Annotated in this window: 22 protein-coding genes; 4 read left to right on the top strand and 18 right to left on the bottom strand. The window is 44.0% G+C overall.

Translation table 11 applies throughout. The annotated features are described in order from the left end of the window. The first annotated feature begins 43 nt into the window (after nucleotides 1–43). Together ACFSCZ_RS13765 and ACFSCZ_RS13760 are read left to right on the top strand one after the other, a co-directional pair. Entirely contained in the window at nucleotides 44–193 is a 150-nt protein-coding gene (locus ACFSCZ_RS13765) for a hypothetical protein (RefSeq protein WP_380774609.1), read from the top strand. A gap of 100 nt (nucleotides 194–293) precedes the next feature. Beyond that, entirely contained in the window at nucleotides 294–458 is a 165-nt protein-coding gene (locus ACFSCZ_RS13760; protein WP_380774608.1) for a hypothetical protein, read from the top strand. 29 nt (nucleotides 459–487) lie between these two features. Here ACFSCZ_RS13760 and pabC read toward each other — a convergent pair whose 3' ends face one another. The 3 genes from pabC to ACFSCZ_RS13745 form a co-directional block, all read right to left on the bottom strand. Beyond that, on the bottom strand, nucleotides 488–1,342 hold the full coding sequence (gene pabC, locus ACFSCZ_RS13755) for an aminodeoxychorismate lyase (RefSeq protein WP_380774606.1): 855 nt from the start codon (nucleotides 1,340–1,342) through the stop codon (nucleotides 488–490). Between the two features lie 283 nt (nucleotides 1,343–1,625). Then, nucleotides 1,626–3,035, bottom strand: coding sequence for an anthranilate synthase component I family protein (locus tag ACFSCZ_RS13750; protein ID WP_380774603.1), 1,410 nt, complete (start codon nucleotides 3,033–3,035; stop codon nucleotides 1,626–1,628). A 523-nt stretch (nucleotides 3,036–3,558) separates the two neighbouring features. Next, nucleotides 3,559–4,815 carry a GTPase family protein gene (locus tag ACFSCZ_RS13745; protein ID WP_380774602.1) on the bottom strand — a complete coding sequence of 419 codons (1,257 nt, stop codon included), beginning with the start codon at nucleotides 4,813–4,815 and terminating at the stop codon, nucleotides 3,559–3,561. A gap of 121 nt (nucleotides 4,816–4,936) precedes the next feature. Here ACFSCZ_RS13745 and ACFSCZ_RS13740 point away from each other — a divergent pair, with 121 nt between their 5' ends. Together ACFSCZ_RS13740 and ACFSCZ_RS13735 are read left to right on the top strand one after the other, a co-directional pair. Next, a complete protein-coding gene (locus ACFSCZ_RS13740) occupies nucleotides 4,937–5,209 on the top strand; it encodes a hypothetical protein (protein WP_380774601.1) in 273 nt (90 codons plus the stop codon). After that, nucleotides 5,193–6,056, top strand: a complete 864-nt coding sequence (locus ACFSCZ_RS13735; RefSeq protein WP_380774598.1) for an endonuclease I family protein — start codon at nucleotides 5,193–5,195, stop codon at nucleotides 6,054–6,056. The genes ACFSCZ_RS13740 and ACFSCZ_RS13735 overlap by 17 nt, the downstream gene beginning before the upstream one ends. A gap of 12 nt (nucleotides 6,057–6,068) precedes the next feature. Here the strand turns inward: ACFSCZ_RS13735 and ACFSCZ_RS13730 are convergent, their stop codons facing one another. The 15 genes from ACFSCZ_RS13730 to ACFSCZ_RS13660 all read right to left on the bottom strand — a co-directional run bounded on the left by ACFSCZ_RS13730 (nucleotide 6,069) and on the right by ACFSCZ_RS13660 (nucleotide 21,094). After that, complete coding sequence (locus tag ACFSCZ_RS13730) at nucleotides 6,069–7,229, bottom strand: DEAD/DEAH box helicase (RefSeq protein WP_380774596.1); 1,161 nt, start codon at nucleotides 7,227–7,229, stop codon at nucleotides 6,069–6,071. Between the two features lie 32 nt (nucleotides 7,230–7,261). After that, nucleotides 7,262–8,875, bottom strand: a complete 1,614-nt coding sequence (locus tag ACFSCZ_RS13725) for an FMN-binding glutamate synthase family protein (RefSeq protein ID WP_380774595.1) — start codon at nucleotides 8,873–8,875, stop codon at nucleotides 7,262–7,264. 116 nt (nucleotides 8,876–8,991) lie between these two features. Further along, on the bottom strand, nucleotides 8,992–10,473 hold the full coding sequence (locus ACFSCZ_RS13720) for an amidase family protein (protein WP_380774593.1): 1,482 nt from the start codon (nucleotides 10,471–10,473) through the stop codon (nucleotides 8,992–8,994). Nucleotides 10,474–10,638: 165 nt separating this feature from the next. Continuing rightward, nucleotides 10,639–10,845 carry a hypothetical protein gene (locus tag ACFSCZ_RS13715; RefSeq protein WP_380774590.1) on the bottom strand — a complete coding sequence of 69 codons (207 nt, stop codon included), beginning with the start codon at nucleotides 10,843–10,845 and terminating at the stop codon, nucleotides 10,639–10,641. A gap of 370 nt (nucleotides 10,846–11,215) precedes the next feature. Then, nucleotides 11,216–11,371 carry a hypothetical protein gene (locus ACFSCZ_RS13710; protein WP_380774589.1) on the bottom strand — a complete coding sequence of 52 codons (156 nt, stop codon included), beginning with the start codon at nucleotides 11,369–11,371 and terminating at the stop codon, nucleotides 11,216–11,218. Nucleotides 11,372–11,966: 595 nt separating this feature from the next. Next, nucleotides 11,967–12,614: a bifunctional phosphoribosyl-AMP cyclohydrolase/phosphoribosyl-ATP diphosphatase HisIE gene (hisIE, locus tag ACFSCZ_RS13705; protein ID WP_380774587.1), complete on the bottom strand. Its 648-nt coding sequence runs from the start codon at nucleotides 12,612–12,614 to the stop codon at nucleotides 11,967–11,969. Then, on the bottom strand, nucleotides 12,604–13,359 hold the full coding sequence (gene hisF / locus ACFSCZ_RS13700; protein ID WP_380774585.1) for an imidazole glycerol phosphate synthase subunit HisF: 756 nt from the start codon (nucleotides 13,357–13,359) through the stop codon (nucleotides 12,604–12,606). Before hisF ends, hisIE begins: the two co-directional genes overlap by 11 nt. A gap of 3 nt (nucleotides 13,360–13,362) precedes the next feature. Beyond that, the gene (gene hisA / locus ACFSCZ_RS13695; protein WP_380774584.1) at nucleotides 13,363–14,061 is read right to left on the bottom strand and encodes a 1-(5-phosphoribosyl)-5-[(5-phosphoribosylamino)methylideneamino]imidazole-4-carboxamide isomerase; all 699 of its coding nucleotides are present in this window, start codon (nucleotides 14,059–14,061) and stop codon (nucleotides 13,363–13,365) included. 30 nt (nucleotides 14,062–14,091) lie between these two features. Further along, nucleotides 14,092–14,679 carry an imidazoleglycerol-phosphate dehydratase HisB gene (gene hisB / locus ACFSCZ_RS13690; RefSeq protein ID WP_380774582.1) on the bottom strand — a complete coding sequence of 196 codons (588 nt, stop codon included), beginning with the start codon at nucleotides 14,677–14,679 and terminating at the stop codon, nucleotides 14,092–14,094. Then, the gene (locus tag ACFSCZ_RS13685) at nucleotides 14,660–15,736 is read right to left on the bottom strand and encodes a pyridoxal phosphate-dependent aminotransferase (protein ID WP_380774580.1); all 1,077 of its coding nucleotides are present in this window, start codon (nucleotides 15,734–15,736) and stop codon (nucleotides 14,660–14,662) included. The genes hisB and ACFSCZ_RS13685 overlap by 20 nt, the downstream gene beginning before the upstream one ends. Further along, nucleotides 15,733–17,016, bottom strand: coding sequence for a histidinol dehydrogenase (gene hisD, locus ACFSCZ_RS13680; RefSeq protein WP_380774578.1), 1,284 nt, complete (start codon nucleotides 17,014–17,016; stop codon nucleotides 15,733–15,735). Before hisD ends, ACFSCZ_RS13685 begins: the two co-directional genes overlap by 4 nt. Next, entirely contained in the window at nucleotides 17,013–17,633 is a 621-nt protein-coding gene (hisG, locus tag ACFSCZ_RS13675; protein ID WP_380774576.1) for an ATP phosphoribosyltransferase, read from the bottom strand. Before hisG ends, hisD begins: the two co-directional genes overlap by 4 nt. After that, nucleotides 17,630–18,754, bottom strand: a complete 1,125-nt coding sequence (locus ACFSCZ_RS13670) for an ATP phosphoribosyltransferase regulatory subunit (RefSeq protein WP_380774574.1) — start codon at nucleotides 18,752–18,754, stop codon at nucleotides 17,630–17,632. Before ACFSCZ_RS13670 ends, hisG begins: the two co-directional genes overlap by 4 nt. A gap of 337 nt (nucleotides 18,755–19,091) precedes the next feature. Beyond that, nucleotides 19,092–20,084 carry an ABC transporter ATP-binding protein gene (locus ACFSCZ_RS13665; protein ID WP_380774572.1) on the bottom strand — a complete coding sequence of 331 codons (993 nt, stop codon included), beginning with the start codon at nucleotides 20,082–20,084 and terminating at the stop codon, nucleotides 19,092–19,094. Between the two features lie 14 nt (nucleotides 20,085–20,098). Continuing rightward, nucleotides 20,099–21,094 (bottom strand): ABC transporter ATP-binding protein, encoded by a 996-nt coding sequence (locus ACFSCZ_RS13660; RefSeq protein WP_380774571.1) that lies wholly within the window; start codon nucleotides 21,092–21,094, stop codon nucleotides 20,099–20,101. Nucleotides 21,095–21,106 lie beyond the last annotated feature (12 nt).

The following is a 21,106-nucleotide window of genomic DNA, read 5'->3' as shown; positions in this document are numbered from 1 at the left end:
GATTCCTTGCATGAGCAATATAGATAATTAAGGAGGAATGCTCATGCAATTATGGATCACGCTCGGTTTGACAGTTTTCTTGGCTGCTGCTGCAGGATTGCTGGTCTATGCCATTCAAACAGCACTGGATCTTGATGATGCGAAAACGATAGATCCCATACCACCCGAGGATCCTCAACAACAAAAAAAATAGATTTCCTGCCGGATGGCAGGTTTTTTTGTTTATCTTTTATCCAACAGGGAACTTCATACATATAAGGGACTATTTCCAAATGTATCAGGAGGGAACGCCTATGGAAATAACCATATTATTAGGTCTCATATTTCTGTTGACTGTTGTTGGACTTTTTCTCGTTTACGCTATCAGTTCCGGTGTCAAAGCTGAAGAAAACGAACTTGCAGACAGAACTCCTGACCCTGACCGCTTTGTAGAACATCGTCAGCATGAACATCCGTAAAACTCCTGCCTAATGGTGCAGGAGTTTTTTCACTGCGAAACGACCGAGCAAATAAATTCCTGGTATAATTTGTTTAACACTTGAGTAAACGACCCTTTCTTCCCGGGCAATCTTCTTCCATGGAAAGTCCGTACAGGTGAGATTTCCTGAATGGAATTGGTGAAGAATATCTCTTCAGCTTCATTCAATACGGACTTTCTATATACACCTTCCTTTATTGGAATTCCAGTTTCACTGGCAAGCCGCATCACAAATTGCCTTGTTATTCCATTTAATATGCCCGTTTCCAGTGAAGGCGTATAAAGAACGCCCCCGTTTACCCAAAACAAATTAGAAGTAATGCCTTCGGCCAAATAACCATCCTGCGACAGAAAAATTCCTTCTTTTTCCGCCCCTGGCCCGATCTCACGTTTTGCCGCTGCATTATTAAAAAAATGATGGGATTTTAATCTGAAGCCAGACTCCGGGGTATTGCGGCGCAACGTTAATATGACTGCTTCCTTTTCACGAAGCTGATCTGCATCCGGTAGTTCTTTTTGAAAAAGAATGAACGTTGGATCTGTATAGGTATCCGTCTGCAAGCCAATGTTCCCAACGCCTGCTGAGACATTTATCCGGATATAAGAGTCCTTGAGCCCATTTAACACGGACAGTTCTCTAATTATTTTTGAGACGGCATCCGTTTGCAATGTTTGGTTGATACCCATCTCTTTCAGTCCCGCATTTAACCGATAGATATGTTCCTCCAATAAAAATGGAACGCCTCTATACGTACGTAACGTTTCAAACACTCCAAGTCCATATAAGTAGCCGTGATCCAAAGGTGAAATTACTGCTTTTTTTTGATCAATAAAATCGCCATTTATATACAAAAACATCGCCATGTACAGCTGCCGAAAATTCGATTGCAGTTTTTCAGCAGAACTCCTCCTTTTTTGTGGTAACAGACCATTTTATGAATGTATGTTTAACCTTCCAAGAGCTGCCAAATCCCATTTCCCCAAACGAGAGAAGAAATAAAAGTTTGTATGTTCGGCCGGAAAATGACAAGAGACTGCGCCATTACATATATTTCATATAACTTTATATCATGATTTTCAGGATCGGATCCTTCTTCGCCAAAATGAATTCTATGATATGTTTGCTAATCACATGATCAAGGATTCCTTACAAGAAAGATGCCTTATTCTCTGCTTCCCTCTTTGCCTTCCAAAGAGCAGCTGCCTTTTTCAAGGACTCTTTATATTCGTCCTCAGGAACCGAGCCTATCACGATACCAGCGCCTGCCTGAACATGGCTTATTTGGTCTTTGACAATCATGGTGCGTATAGCAATATTAAGGTGAAGGTCACCATTAAACCCAATCCAGCCCAAAGATCCTGTATATACTCCGCGCTTGACCGGCTCTAGCTCTTCAATCATTTCCATTGTTCGCAACTTTGGATTTCCGGTAATGCTGCCCCCTGGAAATACCGCATGTATTAACTCAAAAGCACTTTTATCCTTCGACAGGGTTCCGCTCACATGTGAAACTATGTGCATGACATGTGAATATTTTTCCACAGACATTAATTCATCCACATGTACAGAGCCAGATTCACATACTTTTCCCAAATCATTTATTTCAATATCGACGAGCATCAGATGTTCGTCCCGTTCCTTATGACTGGACAGCAATTCTTTTTCGAGCTCTTTATCTTCATCAGGATCTTTGCCTCTCGGTCTTGTTCCCCCGATTGGCCTGGTGTCGACTTTTTGTCCTTCTTTTTTAATTAAAAGCTCTGGAGAGCCTGACACGATCTGAAATTCAGGTGTATGGAAATATCCCATATAAGGTGAAGGATTTAACTTCCGCAACTCTTGATATACATGTATTGGAGCAACATTCAGGTTTTCCGACTGCCTGACCGTTAGGTTAACCTGAGACACGACCCCTTCTCTGATATATTCTTTTATTTTTTCAACAGCTTCGACAAACTCGGTTTCTGTTAAAGTTAAACGGCTTTCAGAATGGGGCCGATAGCCGGACGCCGCTGGCATCTGTTCATCCGGGACCATGCTTGCTGCTTTTAACCATGCCTCTTTAAACGGAGACAGCCGCTTTTTTTCTGACTCTCTCTTTAAACACATCAACCATAAGCATTTTTCCTCATGGTCATAAACTGCCCACTCATCAAAAACAAAGAAATACATCAGGGGAAGCCCGATGTCATCAATAGCCTGAAAGGGTAGTTGTTCTATACACCATGCATAGTCATAACTGATATACCCGATGGCTCCCCCTTGAAAATCAGGGAGTCCTTCATGGGGTGGGAATGAAAACTGCTGCATCCATTCTTCAAGCTTTTGCAGCGGATTTCCTTCAAGTATCTCAATCTGACTTTCTTGGGCAATCGTTATTCTTTGTCCATCAGCCCAGATAACAGCAAACGGCTGAATACCCGCTATACTGTATCTGCCTTTCTGGCCGCTCTCTAATAAAACGTGCTCTTCTTTATGTAGGGTTAAAGTTAAATAGGCTTGAATAAAACTTTCGTGATCCATTGGTATTTTTTCAAACATAATAGACTTCCCCATGACAACACTCCTAAGGATTACTAGGTGAATCCTGGTTTCGCAACATCACCGGAGCAGCAGCTTGTATACTGTATAAAAAGGAAGAAGGTTCTCTTGTATTATATTCTGATGTCCCGCTAGACCGACGTTCCATTTACCCGATGTACAAAACATGAATTAACCTCATCCTGATTTTAAAGCAAACAAGAATGTGAGGACAAGCTGGAAGTGCACTTCAAATGTAAATTTCGTTTCTGCCACTTCATAGCCAGTATTTCAAAGATCACTTAATTGTCATCCCCTCTGCATTATTGAAAAGTCCCGGCTTCTGCCTGCCCCTGAAAATGCTCACGCTTTACTTCTCGCAATCAACAAAGCCAAAGCTTTTCTCCCTGCATCCAGCTTGCTTCCGTCTTCCCGTACATCGAAGGTAACGGCAGATCCTGTCCTTCGGAAATTGGAGAATACAAACTGGTTAGAATTTGTACTTTCTTTTGTGATCCAGCACAAAAAAGCTGCCCGTCCAGTGGACAAATTCTTAACATCAGTCTTGGAGGTATTTTCTCTTTTTACGAAATTGCTTTCTTCCTTTTTCAAAGGCTTCTTTCGTTCTCTTTAAATCTTTTCCTTCCAGATAATAAGCCATGCCTGCCTGGCCGATCCCGTAAGTAACAGCTCCCGCTACAGCTCCTGAAATCATATTTCCTGCCGCCGGGATGACTTTTGCAGCGGAACGGACACCTTCCCTGACGACAAATGCCACACCAAGATTGGCTCCAACGGCCCCGATAAATTCAGCTGCAGCTGCACGATTGACTTCCCTTCCGGCAATATAGGCAATAGTCATAATCATCATGGCCTGCAATCCCGTCAGCAACGGCATGTCTGCGAAGGGAATCGGTTCAATTCCGATGAGAACGGCGATGCCTGACATTGTCAGAATGATTTTTTGTGCGGCTTTTTTTTTAGCTGAAATGGATTTGGCAGCCTTGGCTGTTTTTAGCTTCGCCTCATTGGGCAAAATTTCGACCAAGTATTCTGCCAAATGATCAACATTCCATCGCATATCAAAGACTATTTTCCCCTTCTCATCAAAATCAACATACGTACAAACCGGAATTGTTGCAAGTAAAGGGATATGATATTCCTTAAATCTTTTTTCCATCAGCTGGACCGATGTCTTGATGTTTTTTGCTTTTTCCGGATGCCCGTCCAGCGGCAATTGCTTATAATAAGGCGGGTCCAACTCGTCCACTTGTGTCACGACGCAGATCACCGGAACTTCATACTGATGGACCTCGCGTATGAATGCCCGGAGGTTGTTTAACTCCTGAATGTCTTCCTCCACACGGGCATCCGCCTCTTTTGCTTTAATTAAAAAAAGAAATACATCCGGCTGTTCCGCTTCAACTTCCTTTTTTAACTGAGACACCGCTGTACCGCTGTCAGATTCTTCTACCGGCCTTTCGCTTTCGCCAAGCCCCCTTGAATCGAGCAGTCTAATTTTCTTGTCATCTACAGACGGAAACCACAGCCATTTCCCCCGACCGGTTCCCGCCCGGACGGAACTGACCATCTGCTTTTCCTCGCCAAACATGGCGTTGATGAGAGATGATTTACCTGCTCCTCTCCTACCGACAAGGGCAATTCTCGGCTCTCGGGCCTCGATAGTCAATTCCTTCAATTCACCCAGTTTGGACAACATTTTTTCCTTTGATTTTCCTGATAAAGGGAGCTTGTCCACTTGATTTCGTATATTTGAAAACAGAGAATCGAAACTTGATCCTTTTCCATGACTCATGGCTATCCCTCCACGGCTATTCTTTATATAACTATTCCCCTACTTAAAAACAATTGAACCTTCTGTATTCCATTTATCCCGAAAAAACCGATATAATGTTCATAGAAAGGATAGGTGGAATATGGAACTCCTCGATTGGTCATATACGAGGCACTATAATATTAAAGCCCGTTTTGAGCCATTTGTTCATTCAGAAGTCATATTCAGGCAAATAAAAGATTACTATTTTATATATCACGTACGCTGGTCAGAGAAAGATCCTGTAGTCCTCAGGAGTCACTTGGAAGATATGGAAATCTTGTTAAACAGGGAACTTGGTACGGAACATTCGTATTTGAATAGGTTGGCCTATACAGACCATGAACGGAGGGAGCAGTATGACCGTTCATCTTGAGTCTTCCTTTCAAAAGTTGGAAAGGACACTTTACAGGCTGAAAGAAGAAGAAGTTATCTATTATAATGAAAAAAAAGACCGTAGAGAGGCAGCTATTTATTACCAAAAGATTCGTTTGCACAAACCGAAATTTCACCAGCTTCATACAATGATTGAGGATACACATACAAACAGAATTCCTTATTTTATAAGCAAAGATCAATTTTTATATACATGGGTGGATCTTCAGCCGGATGGGTCGATTAAAAGTATTTACTCCGGCAAATTGGAAGATCCCGCTGATCTGATAAGAAAAGACCTTGAAGTCAGCCGCCGGTATGAAGAGCTTCAGCAGACAATGCTGCACATGAGGCAAGGTAAAAACTCTCACATGACACCCGAAGAACTCAAGTTCAATGCGGAACATATTGTACCGCAATCATGGTTTCGCGGCAGCGAACCGATGAAGGGAGATTTACATCATTTATTTGCCTGTGAGCCAAGCTGCAATGCTATTCGCTCCAATTATCCATATCACGATTTTCCGGAGTATAATCCCGAGTCTCCCGATGAAACCATTCAAAATCACTGCGGCGTTGCCGCTTCTGAACTATTTGAACCGGAGTTTGGGAAAGGAACAGCAGCCAGGGCCATGCTTTATTTCTTGCTTCGCTATCCAAAAAGCATTAAAAAAAGCTTTAGAAGCAAAGTAAACTTTAATCTCTTAAGAAAGTGGAATCAAATGTTCCCGCCGGACCTTTATGAGAAACACAGGAATCAGGCCATCTTTCATATTCAGGGGAACAGAAATCCATTTATTGACTATCCGAATCTGGCCAATGACCTTTATATTCCATTAAGATGGTGACTGCTGTAAAATTTAAGAGCGGTCATCTTCTTTTTTTCTAAAAAAGTCAACTATCTCTCCTTTAAACCATCTTTTTCTAATAATATCAAGACCCAGCTGTTTCCCATACTTCATCAGTTGCCGCTCATCTCTTTGGTTCACCAGGGAAATGTTTGTACCTGCTGTCCCCATTCTTCCTGTTCTTCCCGCACGATGTACGTACTGCGAGGCATCTTCTGCCAGATCAAAATGGATTACATATCGAAGGCCGGCTATATCCAGGCCTCTTGCGGCAATGTCCGTTGCCAGCAGGATATGGACCTCACCGTTTACCAGTTTTTTTAGCGCATTTTCTCTGTTTTGCTTGCTTACATCACTATGAAGCAGTTCGAGCCGTACTCCCTCATACCTCAATTTATCTGCAATCACATTCATGCTTCCAACAGACCTGATAAAAACGAGCCCTCTCATATCTTTCATTTTAGCCATTTTTGCGAGAAGTTTTGTTTTTTCCCGAGGCTCGCATAACACATATCCGTGTTGAATGGAAGCCGGAATCGACACTGTTTTTTCTGTAAATACCTTTTCCGGTTCCCTTCCGATTAACACTTTTACCTGATCTGGATCCTCCAGTCTTGTAGCTGAAAACAGAAGGAGCTGCCGGTCATTCAGCGTTGACGTAACAATGGAGCGTACAGTACCTATATGTTCTTTATTCAATAACTGGTCTCCTTCATCCAGGACCACGACTCGGACCTCGTGCATTTTTAATTTCCTCATCTGAATTAGTTCCCAAACTCTTCCGGGAGTTCCTATGACGACAGAAGGCTTTTTCTTTAACCGTTCCACCTGCCGTTTAATATTTGCACCTCCAACCAGGGCAGCACTTGTCATATCTGTTCCTTTGCTCCATTTTTGAACTTCTTCATGGATTTGCATGACCAGTTCTCTTGAAGGTGCAAGAATGACAGATTGAACGGATTTTATATTTTCATCTATCCGATTCAACACCGGCAGCAGATAGGCAAGGGTTTTTCCTGTACCGGTGGGCGACTGAACGAGTAAATCTCTGCCTTCAAGTGCAAGTGGCATGGCTTTTTCTTGTACGGGGGTGAGGCGGGAAAAACCTGTTTCTTTCCACCGTTCTTGTAATTGCGGCTTCATCGCCCCCAAGATTTCCATTGTCTTCGTCATCTTTTTTCCTCATTTCTCACAGAGCCTTGCGTTCATGCTCCTTTTTCAACATCTGCAACTGAAGCCAATAAACTCTTTTTATATTCTTTTCCGGTTAGAATTTCACCTGTTCGCTTTTTGAACATGAGATGTTCTTCATTGAATTCTACAGGAGATGCAATACCTGCGGAAGCTGCCAGATTAAACAACCCTTCCCGAAAAGAAATGACATAATTTGCAGCTCGATACATTTTCTCTTCCACCACCAAGGCTTTTTCCCGGTGGGGTTCTGTTGTAGCAACCCCTACAGGACACGTATTATTATGGCAGACCTGCGCCATAATACATCCGACAGATATCATCATTCCTCTTGCGGTATTGATAAGATCAGCTCCCAGACACAGGGCGAAGGCTGCCTGATCCGGAGTAACCAGTTTTCCTGATGCGATAATTTTTAGTTTATCACGGATATGGTACTTTTTCAGCATTTCATCAAGGAGAGGGAGAGCGCTAAACAAAGGAAGTCCCACTGCATCTGATAACTCCTGATAAGTAGCCCCTGTCCCTCCTTCTCCGCCATCTACTGTAATAAAATCGGGAAGTTTTTTGCAGGCAGCCATCTCTTTCACAAAGTGCTCTGCCTCGGATCTTGAACCAACAACGATTTTGATGCCTACGGGCTTCCCTCCGACTTCTCTCAATTCAGTGACAAACTCCATCAAGCCGGCGGTGTCTTGGAATTCTCTAAACCTATTTGGGCTGTCAATTGTTTTCCAGGGGGTTACATTTCGTATCCCGGCAATTTCAGGGGTTACTTTTTCTCCAAGAATATGACCTCCCCTTGTTTTTGCCCCTTGTGCAAGTTTTAATTCAAAAGCTTTAACCTTCTCCATATTGCTTTTTTCTTTAAACAGTTCCCAGGAGAATTCCCCATCCAGCGTCCTGACGCCAAACAGTGCGGGACCGATTTGCATGATGATATCCGTGTCACCCTTCAAATGGTATTCCGATAATCCTCCTTCTCCGGTATTCATCCAGGAACCGCCGGCTATTCCCACACCTTTCGACAATGCTGTAATGGCATTCTTGCCCAATGATCCATAGCTCATGGCTGACTGGCCAACCAGGCCTTTTGTTCTGAAAGGCACCCGGCATGTGTCTTCTCCAATTACAACAGCATCTTCATCGGACAAAAAATAAGGATCTACAAGAGCTTCCTCTCTGTGCTCCTTGCGGTTAAACAGCCCTTCATGATCAATTTTATATAGATTTGTCCTGATTTTCGGATCTTGGTCAACTCTTAACTCTTCATTCAGTTTGGGAAACATGGCATTTCTTATGTAAAAGCCTGGATCATCAAATTCACGTTCTGATCCAAACCCATGAATTCGCTCTTTATATTTCCCGGCTTTTACTACATTTTGGTATTGGTGGCGGGAAAAAGGTTTTCCTTCCCGATTATTGGCAAATAGATATTGCCGAAGTTCTGGTCCAATATTTTCCAGAAGATACCTGACATTTCCTAGAACAGGGTAGTTTCTTAGCACGGAATGCTCTTTTTGCCTTCTGTCCAAAAAATAAATCCATCCAATGATCATAAGCGGTACAATGATCAAGATCCCTATAAGGCTCATCATGATAATTGCCAGCCACTCTGTCAAACCCATTTAATTCACCTTCCATACGATTCATCTTTTACTCTATCCATATCCTTTCATATCAATTAAAAACCGGTATCTGAAAAAATTCTTCAGATACCAGTTTACTTTCAGAATTTTCTTTGTCATTCCTCATCATTCAAAATGAGTTTAGGCGGTTTACGGTGATGAGTTGCCTGTTCAAAGGCATAAGCAATCTGAAGCAGCTTTTCCTCACTGAACGCAGTTCCTGTAAAGGAAACGCCAAACGGTTCACCATTTGGAATATATCCCGCCGGGACGATGACAGTCGGATAACCGGCACGCGCGGAGATCACCGACCCCCTGTCACCTCCAAAAAATATAGCGTCCAGCTGATGCTTCTTTATTGCATAATCGATACCCTCATTTCTTGCCAGACGAAAATCTTCTTCCAATTTGTTTAAATAATCGGGCTCTGTCAGTGTCCCGCTTGTTGATTCAGAAAGTTTCAGTAAAACCTGTCCATACTTAAGCATCCGTTCAGGGTCTTCTTCGTTATATCGGATCACTTCTGCCAGCGAGCGGACTCGATTGGTTGGAGATGTTTGTTGAAGGTAGACATTGAGATTCACTTTAAATTCATAAGTAAAAATATCAAAAGTCCAAGTATTCCTTGCTGAGGGAATCTCTATAGGTTCGACCAGCTCTGCTCCTAACTCTCTTAGGACATTTTTAGCTTCATCCATCAAAGCAAGCTTATGCTTACTAAGTCTGAGGGTGTAAGGTTCCCCTGCGATACCGATTCGAATGCCTGTCAAATCCGTATCAGAGAGAATACCGGCGTAGTCTTTCGGTAATGTTGAGGGAATAGCGCCTGTTGCCGGGTCATTTTCGTCTGTTCCGCTCATGATGCTTAAGAGATAAGCGGCATCTTTGACTGTTTTTGCCATCGGTCCAGGGGTATCCTGGCTGTGCGCAATGGGGATAATCCCACGCCTGCTCAACAGTCCGACCGTTGGCTTGATTCCAACAAGGGAGTTTTTTAAACACGGATTTAAAATGGATCCTGACGTTTCCGTTCCGACTGCTGCTGCCGCAAAATTGGCAGCCGCCGCTGCACCCGCACCTGAGCTTGATCCTCCGACATCAAACTTTCCGGGCCCGTAAGGATTTAGCGTCTGCCCTCCCCTCGAACTGTATCCGCTCGGCATATTGACTGTCATAAAATTGGCCCATTCCGTCATGTTTGTTTTTCCCAGAAGGACAGCACCCGCTCTTCTGAGTCTAGAAACAATAAATGCATCCTCCTCTGCCAGATGGCCTGCCAGTGCATACGATCCGGCTGACGTATGCATCTTATCCCCTGTATCAATATTATCCTTCAGAAGGATCGGAATTCCATGAAGAGGGCCCCTGGGGCCTTTTCTTTTTCTTTCCGCATCCAGCGCTGAGGCAATATGCAATGCATCCGGATTGAGCTCCAAAACGGAGCGGAGCTTTCCATCGAATCTGGCTATCCGGTGAAAGTACATTTGTACAAGTTCTCCTGACGTCACTTCCCCCTCTGCCATCTTATCCTGCAAATCTTCGATCGTTGCTTCTACAAGCCAGTCACCAGACGTATTCTCAGGCTTTGCATCATTCATCGTCTTCCCTCCTTTCATATAATCCCTTTCTTAATAGTGTATATGATATATGGAGAAAAAACGAATGAAGACCAGCTAACTGTTCCTTTCCCAATAGGTTCCATTTTTCAGGATATAGGGAAATGGAAAACGAGATTCCATGTATCCTTTTACTAGTATCATGGATCAGTCGTCATCATCTTCATCATTACTGTAATCATCGTTGTCATCGTCACCATCATGGCCATCGTCACTTTTCTTTGTATACCAGGTGATGGATGTAATGTATCCTGTATTCCCCCGAACATATACATGTGCACCATCAACTCGGCCGTCCACAGTAACTTTATAATGATTTCCATTTTTCATCTTGAAGTCTGAAAGTCCGGTCACCTTTCCGTTAACCTTTTCAGGGCTACAGCTTTCGCCTGTTGCTCAGATATCATTGTGAGATGTTCCTTGGGCTTCAGCTTACCCTTTCCGGTAAAATCTGAATCCAATTCCAATTCGGTCTGCTCACTACCGATGTATCATCCAGATCGTACTGGACTCTGTATATTTTGTTGTTTTTGTTGATGAGCGCCAAGGCCCTGTTTTTCTCAGCATGCTGAATCTGTCTGACTGCAGCATCCGTCTCTTGTTCTATTCTGCCTTTCGCCTCTTTTAAAGTGATTGAATTGCTTTTTGTTTATCATGTTCACATTCATGACTATGAAAAAGCCGTTGAAAATAATGCCAGAACTAAACCGTTTAGGTTGCCGTTTTAGATCTTTGATTTTTCCATTACTAAGCTGCTGATTCTTACTCCCAAAACCGATCTCCTGACACCCACTCCAATAATAAATGATCCTGTCATCAGCCAAACGACTTCTTCTGAAAGGGAGTTATACAGCAAGTCGGTGTCGCCTGCTTTCATCATGTTAATAAAAACTTTCGAGCATTATTCAGAAACCGGCAACCCTGGAAAAAGCCATCCAAAAAGGCCCGCCGATGGATTGAAGAAAGCGTTGAAGCTGTATTAAAGCAAATTGCAATCGGACTGGAAATTGCTCGTAAAAAGAGAACGGAAGGCCCGGCTTCTTAACATGATAACAAGGGAAGAAAGGTATCGCAGGAATGGAAATTAGCTTATCCGTTATTTATACAAAGTTTCAACAAAAACCTTGATGATCATCAGTTTCCATCTATTGTACTTGGTGATAATCGTGTAGATTGAGGGATTAAATTATGAGGAGAAATCTATCTGTTTGCATTTTTATCTGTCATGACCCTATGGATTTCAGTAAAGATTCCTGCGGCTCTGACAGCTGTCCTGCTGCTATACATTGATGCCTGCATCATAGTTTACTTCCGCATCCTTTCCGACAGTTCCCGTAAGGGACAGCCTGACAACAACATGATGCATGGTTATTTGAACAAAAGATGCATCGAATGCCTATCAACTATCACCGTATTCAACCCATTGAAGTCAACAGCATAAATGACAAGAAAAAACCCGGGGCCAATACCCCGGGTTACCAGTTTTCAATTTCAGGCCGTTCTTTTTTTAGGTTTCCCTTTTTGGATGAGCGATTTTTCAGCTCGGCGAGTACGTCTTCCCAGGGAACATCCTGGTCCGCCATCAGCACAAAGCTGTGGTAAAAGAGATCTGCAAATTCATTCACCAACTCTTCTTTGTCCTTGTTTTTTGCAGCGATAATGACCTCGCCGGCCTCCTCTATAAGCTTCTTGGCAATTTTATCTGTTCCCTTGTCAAACAAATAAGCGGTATAGGAGCCTTCCACGGGCTTTGCTTTTCGTTCGCTGATTTCTTCCGCCAATGAAGAAACAACAGATGACAGCGGAAGCTCATCCTCACCGGCAATCGTATCAAAAAAGCAGGATTTTTCACCCGTGTGGCAGGCCGGGCCAAGCGGATCCACTCTCACAAGCAGCGTATCCCCGTCACAGTCAGCGAGGATGGATTTGACCCGCTGTCTGTTTCCGGATGTCGCTCCCTTGTTCCAATATTCTTGGCGGGACCTGGAGTAAAACCATGTCTCCTTCGTTTCCAGCGTCTTTTGATAGGCTGTTTCATCCATGTATGCCAGCATTAACACTTCGCCGCTTTTGTCATCCACTACAATGGCAGGAAGCAGCCCTTTTGAAAAGTCAGGAGTCACTGACACTCACTCCCCGCTCACGGCATAATTTTTTTACCTCAGGAATGCTGACTGTATTTTCATGAAAAATAGAGGCAGCCAAAGCCGAAGCACAATCCGTCTTTTCAAATACCTCTACGATATCCTCGGCATTTCCGCAGCCGCCTGAAGCTGTCACCGGAATATCTACCGCGTCCACGATCGCTTTGGTCAATTCCAAGTCATATCCGTCTTTAACGCCGTCCTTATCTACGCTTGTCAATAAAATTTCTCCTGCGCCAAGCTCTTCCAGCATTTTGGCCCATTGGACTGCATCCAGTCCCGCATCCTGCATGCCCCCATGAGTCATGACATGCCATGTACCATCAGGAAACTGTTTGGCATCGACTGCTGCTACGATTTTATCCGAACCAAACTTTTCTGCTGCTTCTTTGATCAGCTCAGGACGATCAACGGCTGCCGAATTAATGCCTGCTTTATCGGCTCCTGCATCCAGTACACGGGATATATCGTCTAAAGTTCTGATGCCCCCGCCGACAGCAAACGGGATCGAAATTGAATCTGCTACTTTTTTGACCACATCTATAATTGTTTCTCTGCCTTCAGTTGTAGCTGAAATATCGAGCAAAACCAGTTCATCTGCACCATTTTCCGAGTAATTTGAGGCCATTTCCACGGGGTCACCCATTTGGCGGAGCCCTTCAAAATGAATTCCTTTGACTACCTGTCCATTTTTCACGTCTAAACAAGGAATGATCTTTTTCATTGATCATGACCTCCTTAATTTTACAGTGCCTTCATACATGGCCTTACCGACAATTGCTTCCTCAAGGCCGAGTGCTGCCACAGCATCAAGGTCTGCTTGATTTCTGATTCCTCCTGAAGCAACAATTTTACAATTAACAGCATCATTGATTTTTCTCAGCTGATCCAGGTTAGGGCCTTGCATTGTTCCGTCTTTTGAAATATCTGTAAAGACAATGGTTTCAACTCCCAGAGTTTCCATCTTTTTTGCAAATTCGATATAGTCTGCTTCTGTCTCAGTCTCCCAACCTGCAACTGCCACTTTTTCATCCCGGGCGTCAATGCCGACCACGATATGTTTTTGATAATCCTTTAGGGCTTCTTTTAAGAAATTTTCATCGTGAACGGCCGCCGTCCCAATGACAATGCGATCCACACCTGCCTCCACGTAAGCTTTCACAGTTTCCAAATTGCGGATCCCGCCGCCTACCTGGATCGGTACGGTCGATTTTGCACAAAGCTTTGAAATCAGCTCGAGCTGCTCTGGCTTTCCTGAACGGGCACCATCCAAATCTACGATATGGATAATTTCCGCTCCATCTTCAATAAAAGTCTGCAGCTGTGATTCAGGATCGCTGCCCACTTGGGTGGTCTTATTAAAATCTCCCTGATACAGCCGTACACATTTTCCATCAATTAAATCCATCGCCGGTAAAATCTTCATTTGTTCCTCCTGCCTGACTGGCTTATTATTCTATTCCAGCAGCCCTTTCGTCGAAAGAACTCCTTGAATCTCGGGATCAATCTTGACGGCCTCTCTTAATGCCCGTCCAAGTGCTTTAAACAATGCCTCGATTTTATGGTGAGTATTTACCCCATATAATACCCGGGCATGAAGGGTGATGCCTGCATGAAACGCAAATGCCTGGAAAAACTCACGGACTAGCTCCGTATCAAAATTCCCCAAAGTCTGTAAATGGAAATCTCCTTCAAAATGAAGATACGGCCGTCCGCTGATATCAAGAGACACAAAGCCAAGTGCATCATCCATCGGAACGTAAGAAGTTCCAAAGCGGACAATTCCCTTCTTGTCCCCCAGCGCTTCCCGGACCATTTTTCCAAGGACGATTCCGGTATCTTCTACAGTATGATGGCTGTCAATATGAAGGTCCCCTTCCACATGAACAGAAAGGCCAAACCTGCCATGGCGGGCAAATGCCGTCAGCATATGATCGAAAAAGCCCACCCCTGTTTGAATATCCACCTCGGACGGATCATCCAGCCGAATGGAAAGTTCTATTTTCGTTTCATTGGTCTCTCTCTTACTGGATGCCTGCCGCATACTGTTCACTCCAATCGCTCAACGCCTCTTGCAGTTTCTTGTGTTCATCAGTTGTTCCGGCAGAAACCCGGACAGCTTTCAGAGAATCGTCATTAAACAAACGGATTTTAATTTTTCTTTTATATAAGTATTCAGCCAATTCCTTGGCACGATCCCATTTTAATAAAAAGAAGTTGGCGCTGCTTGGATAAAGCACAGATCCGGGGATCTTTTCTGTCAGGTCCCTCATAATATCTTCGAGTTCTGCAATCTGTTCCAGCTGCAGGATTAAAAATTGATCCAGCAATTCCGGCTTCTTCAGCAGCTGTGTTGCGATTTGAGCTGATACAGTGTTCACGTTATAAGGGGTTTTTACACTGCTGATCCCTTCAATCAGCCTTTTGTTTGCAATAGCAAATCCTACACGAAGTGCCGCCATGCCAAGCGCTTTTGAAGCCGTTCTTAAAATAATCAGGTTCTCATCATCCTGCACTTTCTTTGTAAAAGCGGATTCTCCTGCAAAGTCTATATACGCTTCATCCAAGACGAAAAGTCCGCCGGCCCGCTTCATTGCTTCAATTAAAGCTTCAATTTCTTCATTTTCATAAAGCCGTCCCGTCGGATTGTTTGGATTGGAGAGGAATAGCAGCTTCGGCTGATGGCGATCAATTTCCTCCGTTAGTTTGTCAAGCGGCAAGGAAAAGTCCTCATTCAATTGAACCGTAACCACTTCTGCCCCCATGACACGGGCGCTTTTTTCATACATCGAAAAGTCTGGATTCAACACAATGACCCGATCATCCGGATCCAATGCATATTGGCAAATTAAACTAATGCATTCATCTGATCCATTTCCCGCCAATATACTGCTGACAGGAAAACCGGAAAACTTGCTGTATGCCTCAATCAGCATTTCCGTGCTTTCCACCGGATAGCGGTTGATCAGCGTTTTTTCCAGTTCGGTAAAATCAACATAGGAAAGCAGGCTTTTAAAGGCTTCATTACTGTCAAGGCGAATCACATCCGCCTGTTCTGATTTAACTTTATAAGGAAGGAATCCCTCCAGCGTTTTTCTCACGATTTCAGCCTCACTTTCACTGCACGCGCATGGCCGTCCAGCTCTTCTTTTGCTGCGAGAGTTTCAATATAAGGTGCAGCCTGGCGCAATGCATGTTCTGAATAATAGACGTACGTTGTTTTTTTAACAAAATCATCCACTGAAAGACCCGATGAAAATCGTGCAGTTCCGACAGTCGGAAGTACGTGGTTCGGTCCTGCAAAATAATCTCCGACCGCTTCCGGTGTGTAACTTCCTATAAAGACAGATCCTGCATTTTTGACTTTGCTTACATGTTGAAGGGCATTTTCAAGTTGAATTTCCAAATGTTCCGGTGCCAAAGCATTGGCAAGCTCAAATGCCTGGTCAACAGAATCAGCAACAACAGCAGCCCCTTCATTCCTGAGCGATACTTCTGCAATGTCTTTTCTTGGAAGTTCCCTGCACTGTTTTTTCACTTCTTCCATTACTTCATCCACAAGCTTTTTGGAAGTTGAAAAAAGGAAGGAACGCGCCTTTTCATCATGTTCTGCCTGTGCAATCAAATCTGCTGCGATAAAAACCGGGTTGGCAGTTTCGTCTGCGATAATTGCTACTTCAGAAGGCCCTGCAATCATATCGATACCCACATCGCCGAAAACAAGGGATTTGGCAGCAGCCACATAAGCATTTCCGGGGCCAACAATTTTATCGACAGAAGGGATTAGTTCGGTTCCGTAAGCTAAGGCCGCAATTGCCTGGCTTCCACCAATTTTATAAATTTTATGAACTCCCGCAATATCTGCTGCAACAGATAGGATAGAAGGAATATTTTCTCCGTCCCTGACCGGTGTTGTCATTATTATCTCTTTTACACCTGCAAGACTGGCAGGAATAGCATTCATCAGTACTGTAGAGGGGTATGATGCCTTTCCCCCGGGAACGTAAATGCCTGTTCGTTCAATCGGCCGAAAAAGCTGCCCCGAAATAATATCTTCTGACATTTCCATTATTCTGGATTGCTGCAACTGTTTGGAATGGAAGCTCCTAATATTGGCAGCTGCTTTTTCAAGGGACTCAATGACTTCCGGAGAAACTCCCTTCCAGGCAGCCTTCCTTTCTTCCGCCGTCACTTCCCAGTTTGTGCCGCCGTACCCATCAAACTTTTCGGTGTATTCCCGAAGGGCTTGATCGCCTCGCGTACGGATGTCCTCCAATATTTGTTTAACCGTCTCAAATACTCCCTCATCAAACGGCTGCTTTTTTGTTTTTGCAAAAATAAATTTGTCTTGAAATTCTCTCGGTGAATACGTTGGGATCATATGGCTTCCTCCTGGATGCGAAATGAGTCGATCAATGGAGTAAGAACAGATTTTTTCAACTTTAAAGAGTTTCGGTTTGCAATACACCGTGCTGAAATGGACATCATTTCCTCTTTAACAATCAATCCGTTTTCTTTTAGCGTCGTTCCTGTTTCCACAATATCTACAATATTGTCCGCCAGCCCCAGCAATGGAGCAAGCTCGACCGATCCTTCGAGCTTTACAATATCTACAGACTTGCCGCGTTCCCGAAAATATTTCGTTGTAATGTTTGGAAACTTTGTTGCGATCCGCTGCTTGCCAAATGAACGCGGGCCTTCCGGTTCTCCTGCAATGGCAAGGCGGCATTTTCCGAATGGGAGCGGCAATAAGTCAAACACATCCGGTTCAAATTCAAGCAGGATATCCTCGCCTACAATCCCGAGATCTGCAATTCCATGTTCAACATAAGTAGCAACATCGACGCCTTTGGCAAATACGGCAAAAAATTCATTGGTTTCAACTTGGAGCTTTCTTCCTTTATCAGTCAAAGGCAGTGTATCATAGCCTCTTGATTGTAAAAATGCTAAAAATTGCTTTTCTAACCTTCCCTTTGTAAGGGCAATCGTCGGTTTCACTTTTCCAACACCTCAAATTTTCCATCAGTAAGTTTTACTTCTAATATTTTATCATAATTACCCAAATCAGCCTCATGTGTCTGAATATCGACAATACAATTTTTATAGGAGGACCTAAGCTTTTCAGCGTAAACAAGGGTGTCCGGGCTTGCGAGAATACAAACCTTTTTCATCGGAGACTCGTCTCGATACAACTCTGCCAGCACGTCTACATCAAAAGCAAGTCCAGCAGCCGAAACACCGCCCCCATAACGTTCATACAATGTGTCATACCTTCCGCCGGAGAAGCAGACGGCCCCGGTTTTTTGTAAAAACCCTCTAAACATCATTCCGGAATAATAAGGCAGATTTTTCACCCTTCCCAAATCAACGAGGATGTGACCGCTGCCTGATTCTGTTAAAATTTGTGCGGTCTTTTTTATCTGGGCAAGCACTTCCAACAGGTCTTCCCTGCCTTTCCAGCGCTCTTCGTATTCATCAATGATTTCGATGCCGCCATAAGCATCCACCAATGCAGCCAGTTCTTTGGCTGTTTCTTTTCCGCCATTATTCATTGCGATTTGGTACACTTCATCCTGTTTCTTATCATGCATGGCCAGGCGAAGGCGTTCCGCATCGTCTTTTTTTAAATCCAGCTTCTGAACAAGGCTTTCATACAATTTCGTATGGCCCAGCTCAATGGCATAATCAGTAATTCCAAGCTGAGTTAAAAAGGAATGGGCCATCAGCAGACTCTCACTTTCCCCCATTAACGAGGGCATATGCAAAATCTCAATGCCTGCCTGGTGATACTCCATTCCAGGACGGTTTGTATTAAAAACAGCTCCTTGATACGACCATTTTTGGGGTTTCCGTTCCTGCGATGACAGCGCCCTTGCAATGGATGTCGTCCAGTCAGGACGCAGAACTTCAATCTCGCCTTCCGAATTAAACCACTTCAACATATTTTGGAGTTTCATATCGACATATTCGTTCGTAAAGGTCGTGGCATATTCAACGACCGGCGTCGAGATTTCTTCATAGCCGCGCGAAACGGCCACTTTCCGGAATTTTTCCATGACAGCAAAACGGTTGCTGACCGCCGGTCCCATTTCATCTCTGCTTCCTGCTGGCAAAAACATATCCATTTCACTTCCCAAATCTATTATTCTTTAACTCTCTATCGAACTAAAGGATTTCTAAAATTGTTACTACCTTACCATAAAACCAATTTGTTCGTCAATGAACATGAGTAAAAAATAGAACCTATTAGAAAAAAATGTGTTGATGCTTATACTTTGGGAAGGTTGGAGACTTTATAAGACAGTTGGAGACTTTATAAGACAGTTGGAGACTTTATAAGACAGTTGGAGACTTTATAAGACAGTTGGAGACTTTATAAGACAGTTGGAGACTTTATAAGACAGTTGGAGCGCGCCGGCGCCCTGAAAAAGGGCACGGCGCGCTCCAACCTCAACACTATTGATATAAGTGACACGCTGTAAAATGGCCGGTCCTCACTTCTTGCCATACCGGCACAACTTGGGCACAGATATCCATGGCCGCAGGGCAGCGCGTCCTGAAGACACAGCCGCTGGGCGGATCAATCGGGCTGGGCACGTCTCCCTTTAGGATGATCCGTTCCCGTTTCACTTCCGGATCAGGAATCGGAACTGACGACAGCAATGCTTTTGTATAGGGATGCAATGGATCCTCATACAGCTCTTCGCTGGCCGCCAGCTCAATCATTTTTCCAAGGTACATGATGAGGATGCGATCCGATATATATTTGACCATGGATAAGTCATGCGCGATAAACAAATAAGTCAATCCCATTTTCTGCTGTAAATCTTTCAGCAGGTTCACAATTTGGGCCTGTATGGATACATCCAATGCGGAAATCGGCTCGTCACAGACGATAAATTTGGGATCAAGAGCCAACGCCCGGGCAATGCCGATCCGCTGGCGTTGTCCGCCGCTAAACTCATGTGGAAAGCGGCTGATATGATCTGCTTGTAATCCGACAAGCCGAAGCAGTTCCTTGATTCGTTCCTTTTTCTTTTTTCCTCCCAACGTATGATGGATTGCAAAAGGCTCACCGATAATGTCTTCAACCGTCATCCTGGGATTTAATGAGGCATATGGATCTTGGAAAATCATTTGAATTTCCTTGCGCAGCCTGGACATGTCACGCTCACTTTTGTCAAAGATATTTTTTCCGTTATACAAAACTTGACCGGAAGTCGGTTCATGTAAACGGATCATCGTTCGGCCGGCCGTGGACTTGCCGCATCCGCTTTCTCCAACAAGGCCGACGGTTTCCCCTTCAAATATATCCAGATTTAAACCATCAACGGCTTTAAGCTTCTTGTCTCCAACTGTAAAATATTTTTTTAAACCCTCCACTTGAACCAACGGATAAGAAGCGCTTCCCTGTTCCAAAGAGTTTTTTTCTTGCAGCTTCGGTGTCATCTGCTTCCTCCTTTTCACGAACTCACTCTTTTATGAGCCATCGGGTGGTGGAGCCAGCAGGCAGCCCATTGATTGGTCTTCACTTTTTCCAAATCCGGGTCATGATGTTTACATATGCGCATAGCGTATTGACACCTGGCATAAAACGGGCAGCCTTCCGGCGGATCTATCAAATCTGGCGGTGTTCCGATAATGGGAGAAAGCGGCTGGTTTTTATCCATATCCAAACGCGGGATAGAATTCAACAGTCCCATCGTATACGGATGCTGCGGATGGGCAAACAGCTCTTTCACCGTACCTGATTCCACTACCTGTCCGGCATACATAACGACTACCCGATCAGCCATTTCAGCTACAACTCCCAAGTCATGGGTAATTAACATGATAGCCGTTCCCATGTCCTTCTGAATATCCTTCATCAATTCCAGTATTTGGGCCTGTATGGTCACATCAAGAGCAGTTGTCGGTTCATCCGCAATCAGCAGGCGGGGGCTGCATGCAAGTGCCATGGCAATCATGGCCCTTTGCCTCATTCCTCCGGAAAATTCATGGGGGTATTGATAAAAACGCTTATCTGCCTGTGGAATTCCTACTAACTTCAACATCTCTACTGCTTTTTCAGCTGCAGCCTTTTTACTGATGTCATGATGTTTTAAAATAGCTTCCATAATTTGTTTGCCTATCTTGCTCGTTGGATTCAGAGATGTCATCGGATCCTGAAAAATCATACTGATTTGATTTCCCCTGATCCTCCGCATATCTTTTTCAGTGGCATCCAATAAGTTATTCCCCTGAAACTTCACAGATCCCTGCTTGTATTGAGCTGGAGGTGAAGGGAGCAGCCTCATGACTGATTTCGCTGTAACGCTTTTTCCGCATCCTGATTCCCCGACAATGGCGACCGTCTCTCCCTGGCCGATTGTAAAATGAACACCCCTGACAGCTTTTACCTCTCCTGCATATGTGTGAAAAGATACATGTAAATCTTCTACTTCCAAAATGTTGCTCATCATGTCCCCCCT

The organism is Siminovitchia sediminis, assembly GCF_042680885.1.
GTDB classification, from domain to species: Bacteria; Bacillota; Bacilli; order Bacillales; family Bacillaceae_C; genus Siminovitchia; species Siminovitchia sediminis.
Note: the sequence above shows the minus strand (reverse complement) of the source record. Positions and strands in the feature narration are given on the sequence as shown.

Excerpts from the sequence above, each read along its gene's own strand:
- ACFSCZ_RS13765 (WP_380774609.1), top strand. The coding sequence starts at position 44 with ATGCAATTATGGATCACGCTCGGTTTGACAGTTTTCTTGGCTGCTGCT.
- ACFSCZ_RS13760 (WP_380774608.1), top strand. The coding sequence starts at position 294 with ATGGAAATAACCATATTATTAGGTCTCATATTTCTGTTGACTGTTGTT.
- pabC (WP_380774606.1), bottom strand. The coding sequence starts at position 1,342 with ATGGCGATGTTTTTGTATATAAATGGCGATTTTATTGATCAAAAAAAA.
- ACFSCZ_RS13750 (WP_380774603.1), bottom strand. The coding sequence starts at position 3,035 with ATGGGGAAGTCTATTATGTTTGAAAAAATACCAATGGATCACGAAAGT.
- ACFSCZ_RS13745 (WP_380774602.1), bottom strand. The coding sequence starts at position 4,815 with ATGAGTCATGGAAAAGGATCAAGTTTCGATTCTCTGTTTTCAAATATA.
- ACFSCZ_RS13740 (WP_380774601.1), top strand. The coding sequence starts at position 4,937 with ATGGAACTCCTCGATTGGTCATATACGAGGCACTATAATATTAAAGCC.
- ACFSCZ_RS13735 (WP_380774598.1), top strand. The coding sequence starts at position 5,193 with ATGACCGTTCATCTTGAGTCTTCCTTTCAAAAGTTGGAAAGGACACTT.
- ACFSCZ_RS13730 (WP_380774596.1), bottom strand. The coding sequence starts at position 7,229 with ATGACGAAGACAATGGAAATCTTGGGGGCGATGAAGCCGCAATTACAA.
- ACFSCZ_RS13725 (WP_380774595.1), bottom strand. The coding sequence starts at position 8,875 with ATGGGTTTGACAGAGTGGCTGGCAATTATCATGATGAGCCTTATAGGG.
- ACFSCZ_RS13720 (WP_380774593.1), bottom strand. The coding sequence starts at position 10,473 with ATGAATGATGCAAAGCCTGAGAATACGTCTGGTGACTGGCTTGTAGAA.
- ACFSCZ_RS13710 (WP_380774589.1), bottom strand. The coding sequence starts at position 11,371 with ATGATGAAAGCAGGCGACACCGACTTGCTGTATAACTCCCTTTCAGAA.
- hisF (WP_380774585.1), bottom strand. The coding sequence starts at position 13,359 with ATGAAAAAGATCATTCCTTGTTTAGACGTGAAAAATGGACAGGTAGTC.
- hisA (WP_380774584.1), bottom strand. The coding sequence starts at position 14,061 with ATGAAGATTTTACCGGCGATGGATTTAATTGATGGAAAATGTGTACGG.
- hisB (WP_380774582.1), bottom strand. The coding sequence starts at position 14,679 with ATGCGGCAGGCATCCAGTAAGAGAGAGACCAATGAAACGAAAATAGAA.
- hisD (WP_380774578.1), bottom strand. The coding sequence starts at position 17,016 with ATGATCCCAACGTATTCACCGAGAGAATTTCAAGACAAATTTATTTTT.
- ACFSCZ_RS13670 (WP_380774574.1), bottom strand. The coding sequence starts at position 18,754 with ATGTTTTTGCCAGCAGGAAGCAGAGATGAAATGGGACCGGCGGTCAGC.
- ACFSCZ_RS13665 (WP_380774572.1), bottom strand. The coding sequence starts at position 20,084 with ATGACACCGAAGCTGCAAGAAAAAAACTCTTTGGAACAGGGAAGCGCT.
- ACFSCZ_RS13660 (WP_380774571.1), bottom strand. The coding sequence starts at position 21,094 with ATGAGCAACATTTTGGAAGTAGAAGATTTACATGTATCTTTTCACACA.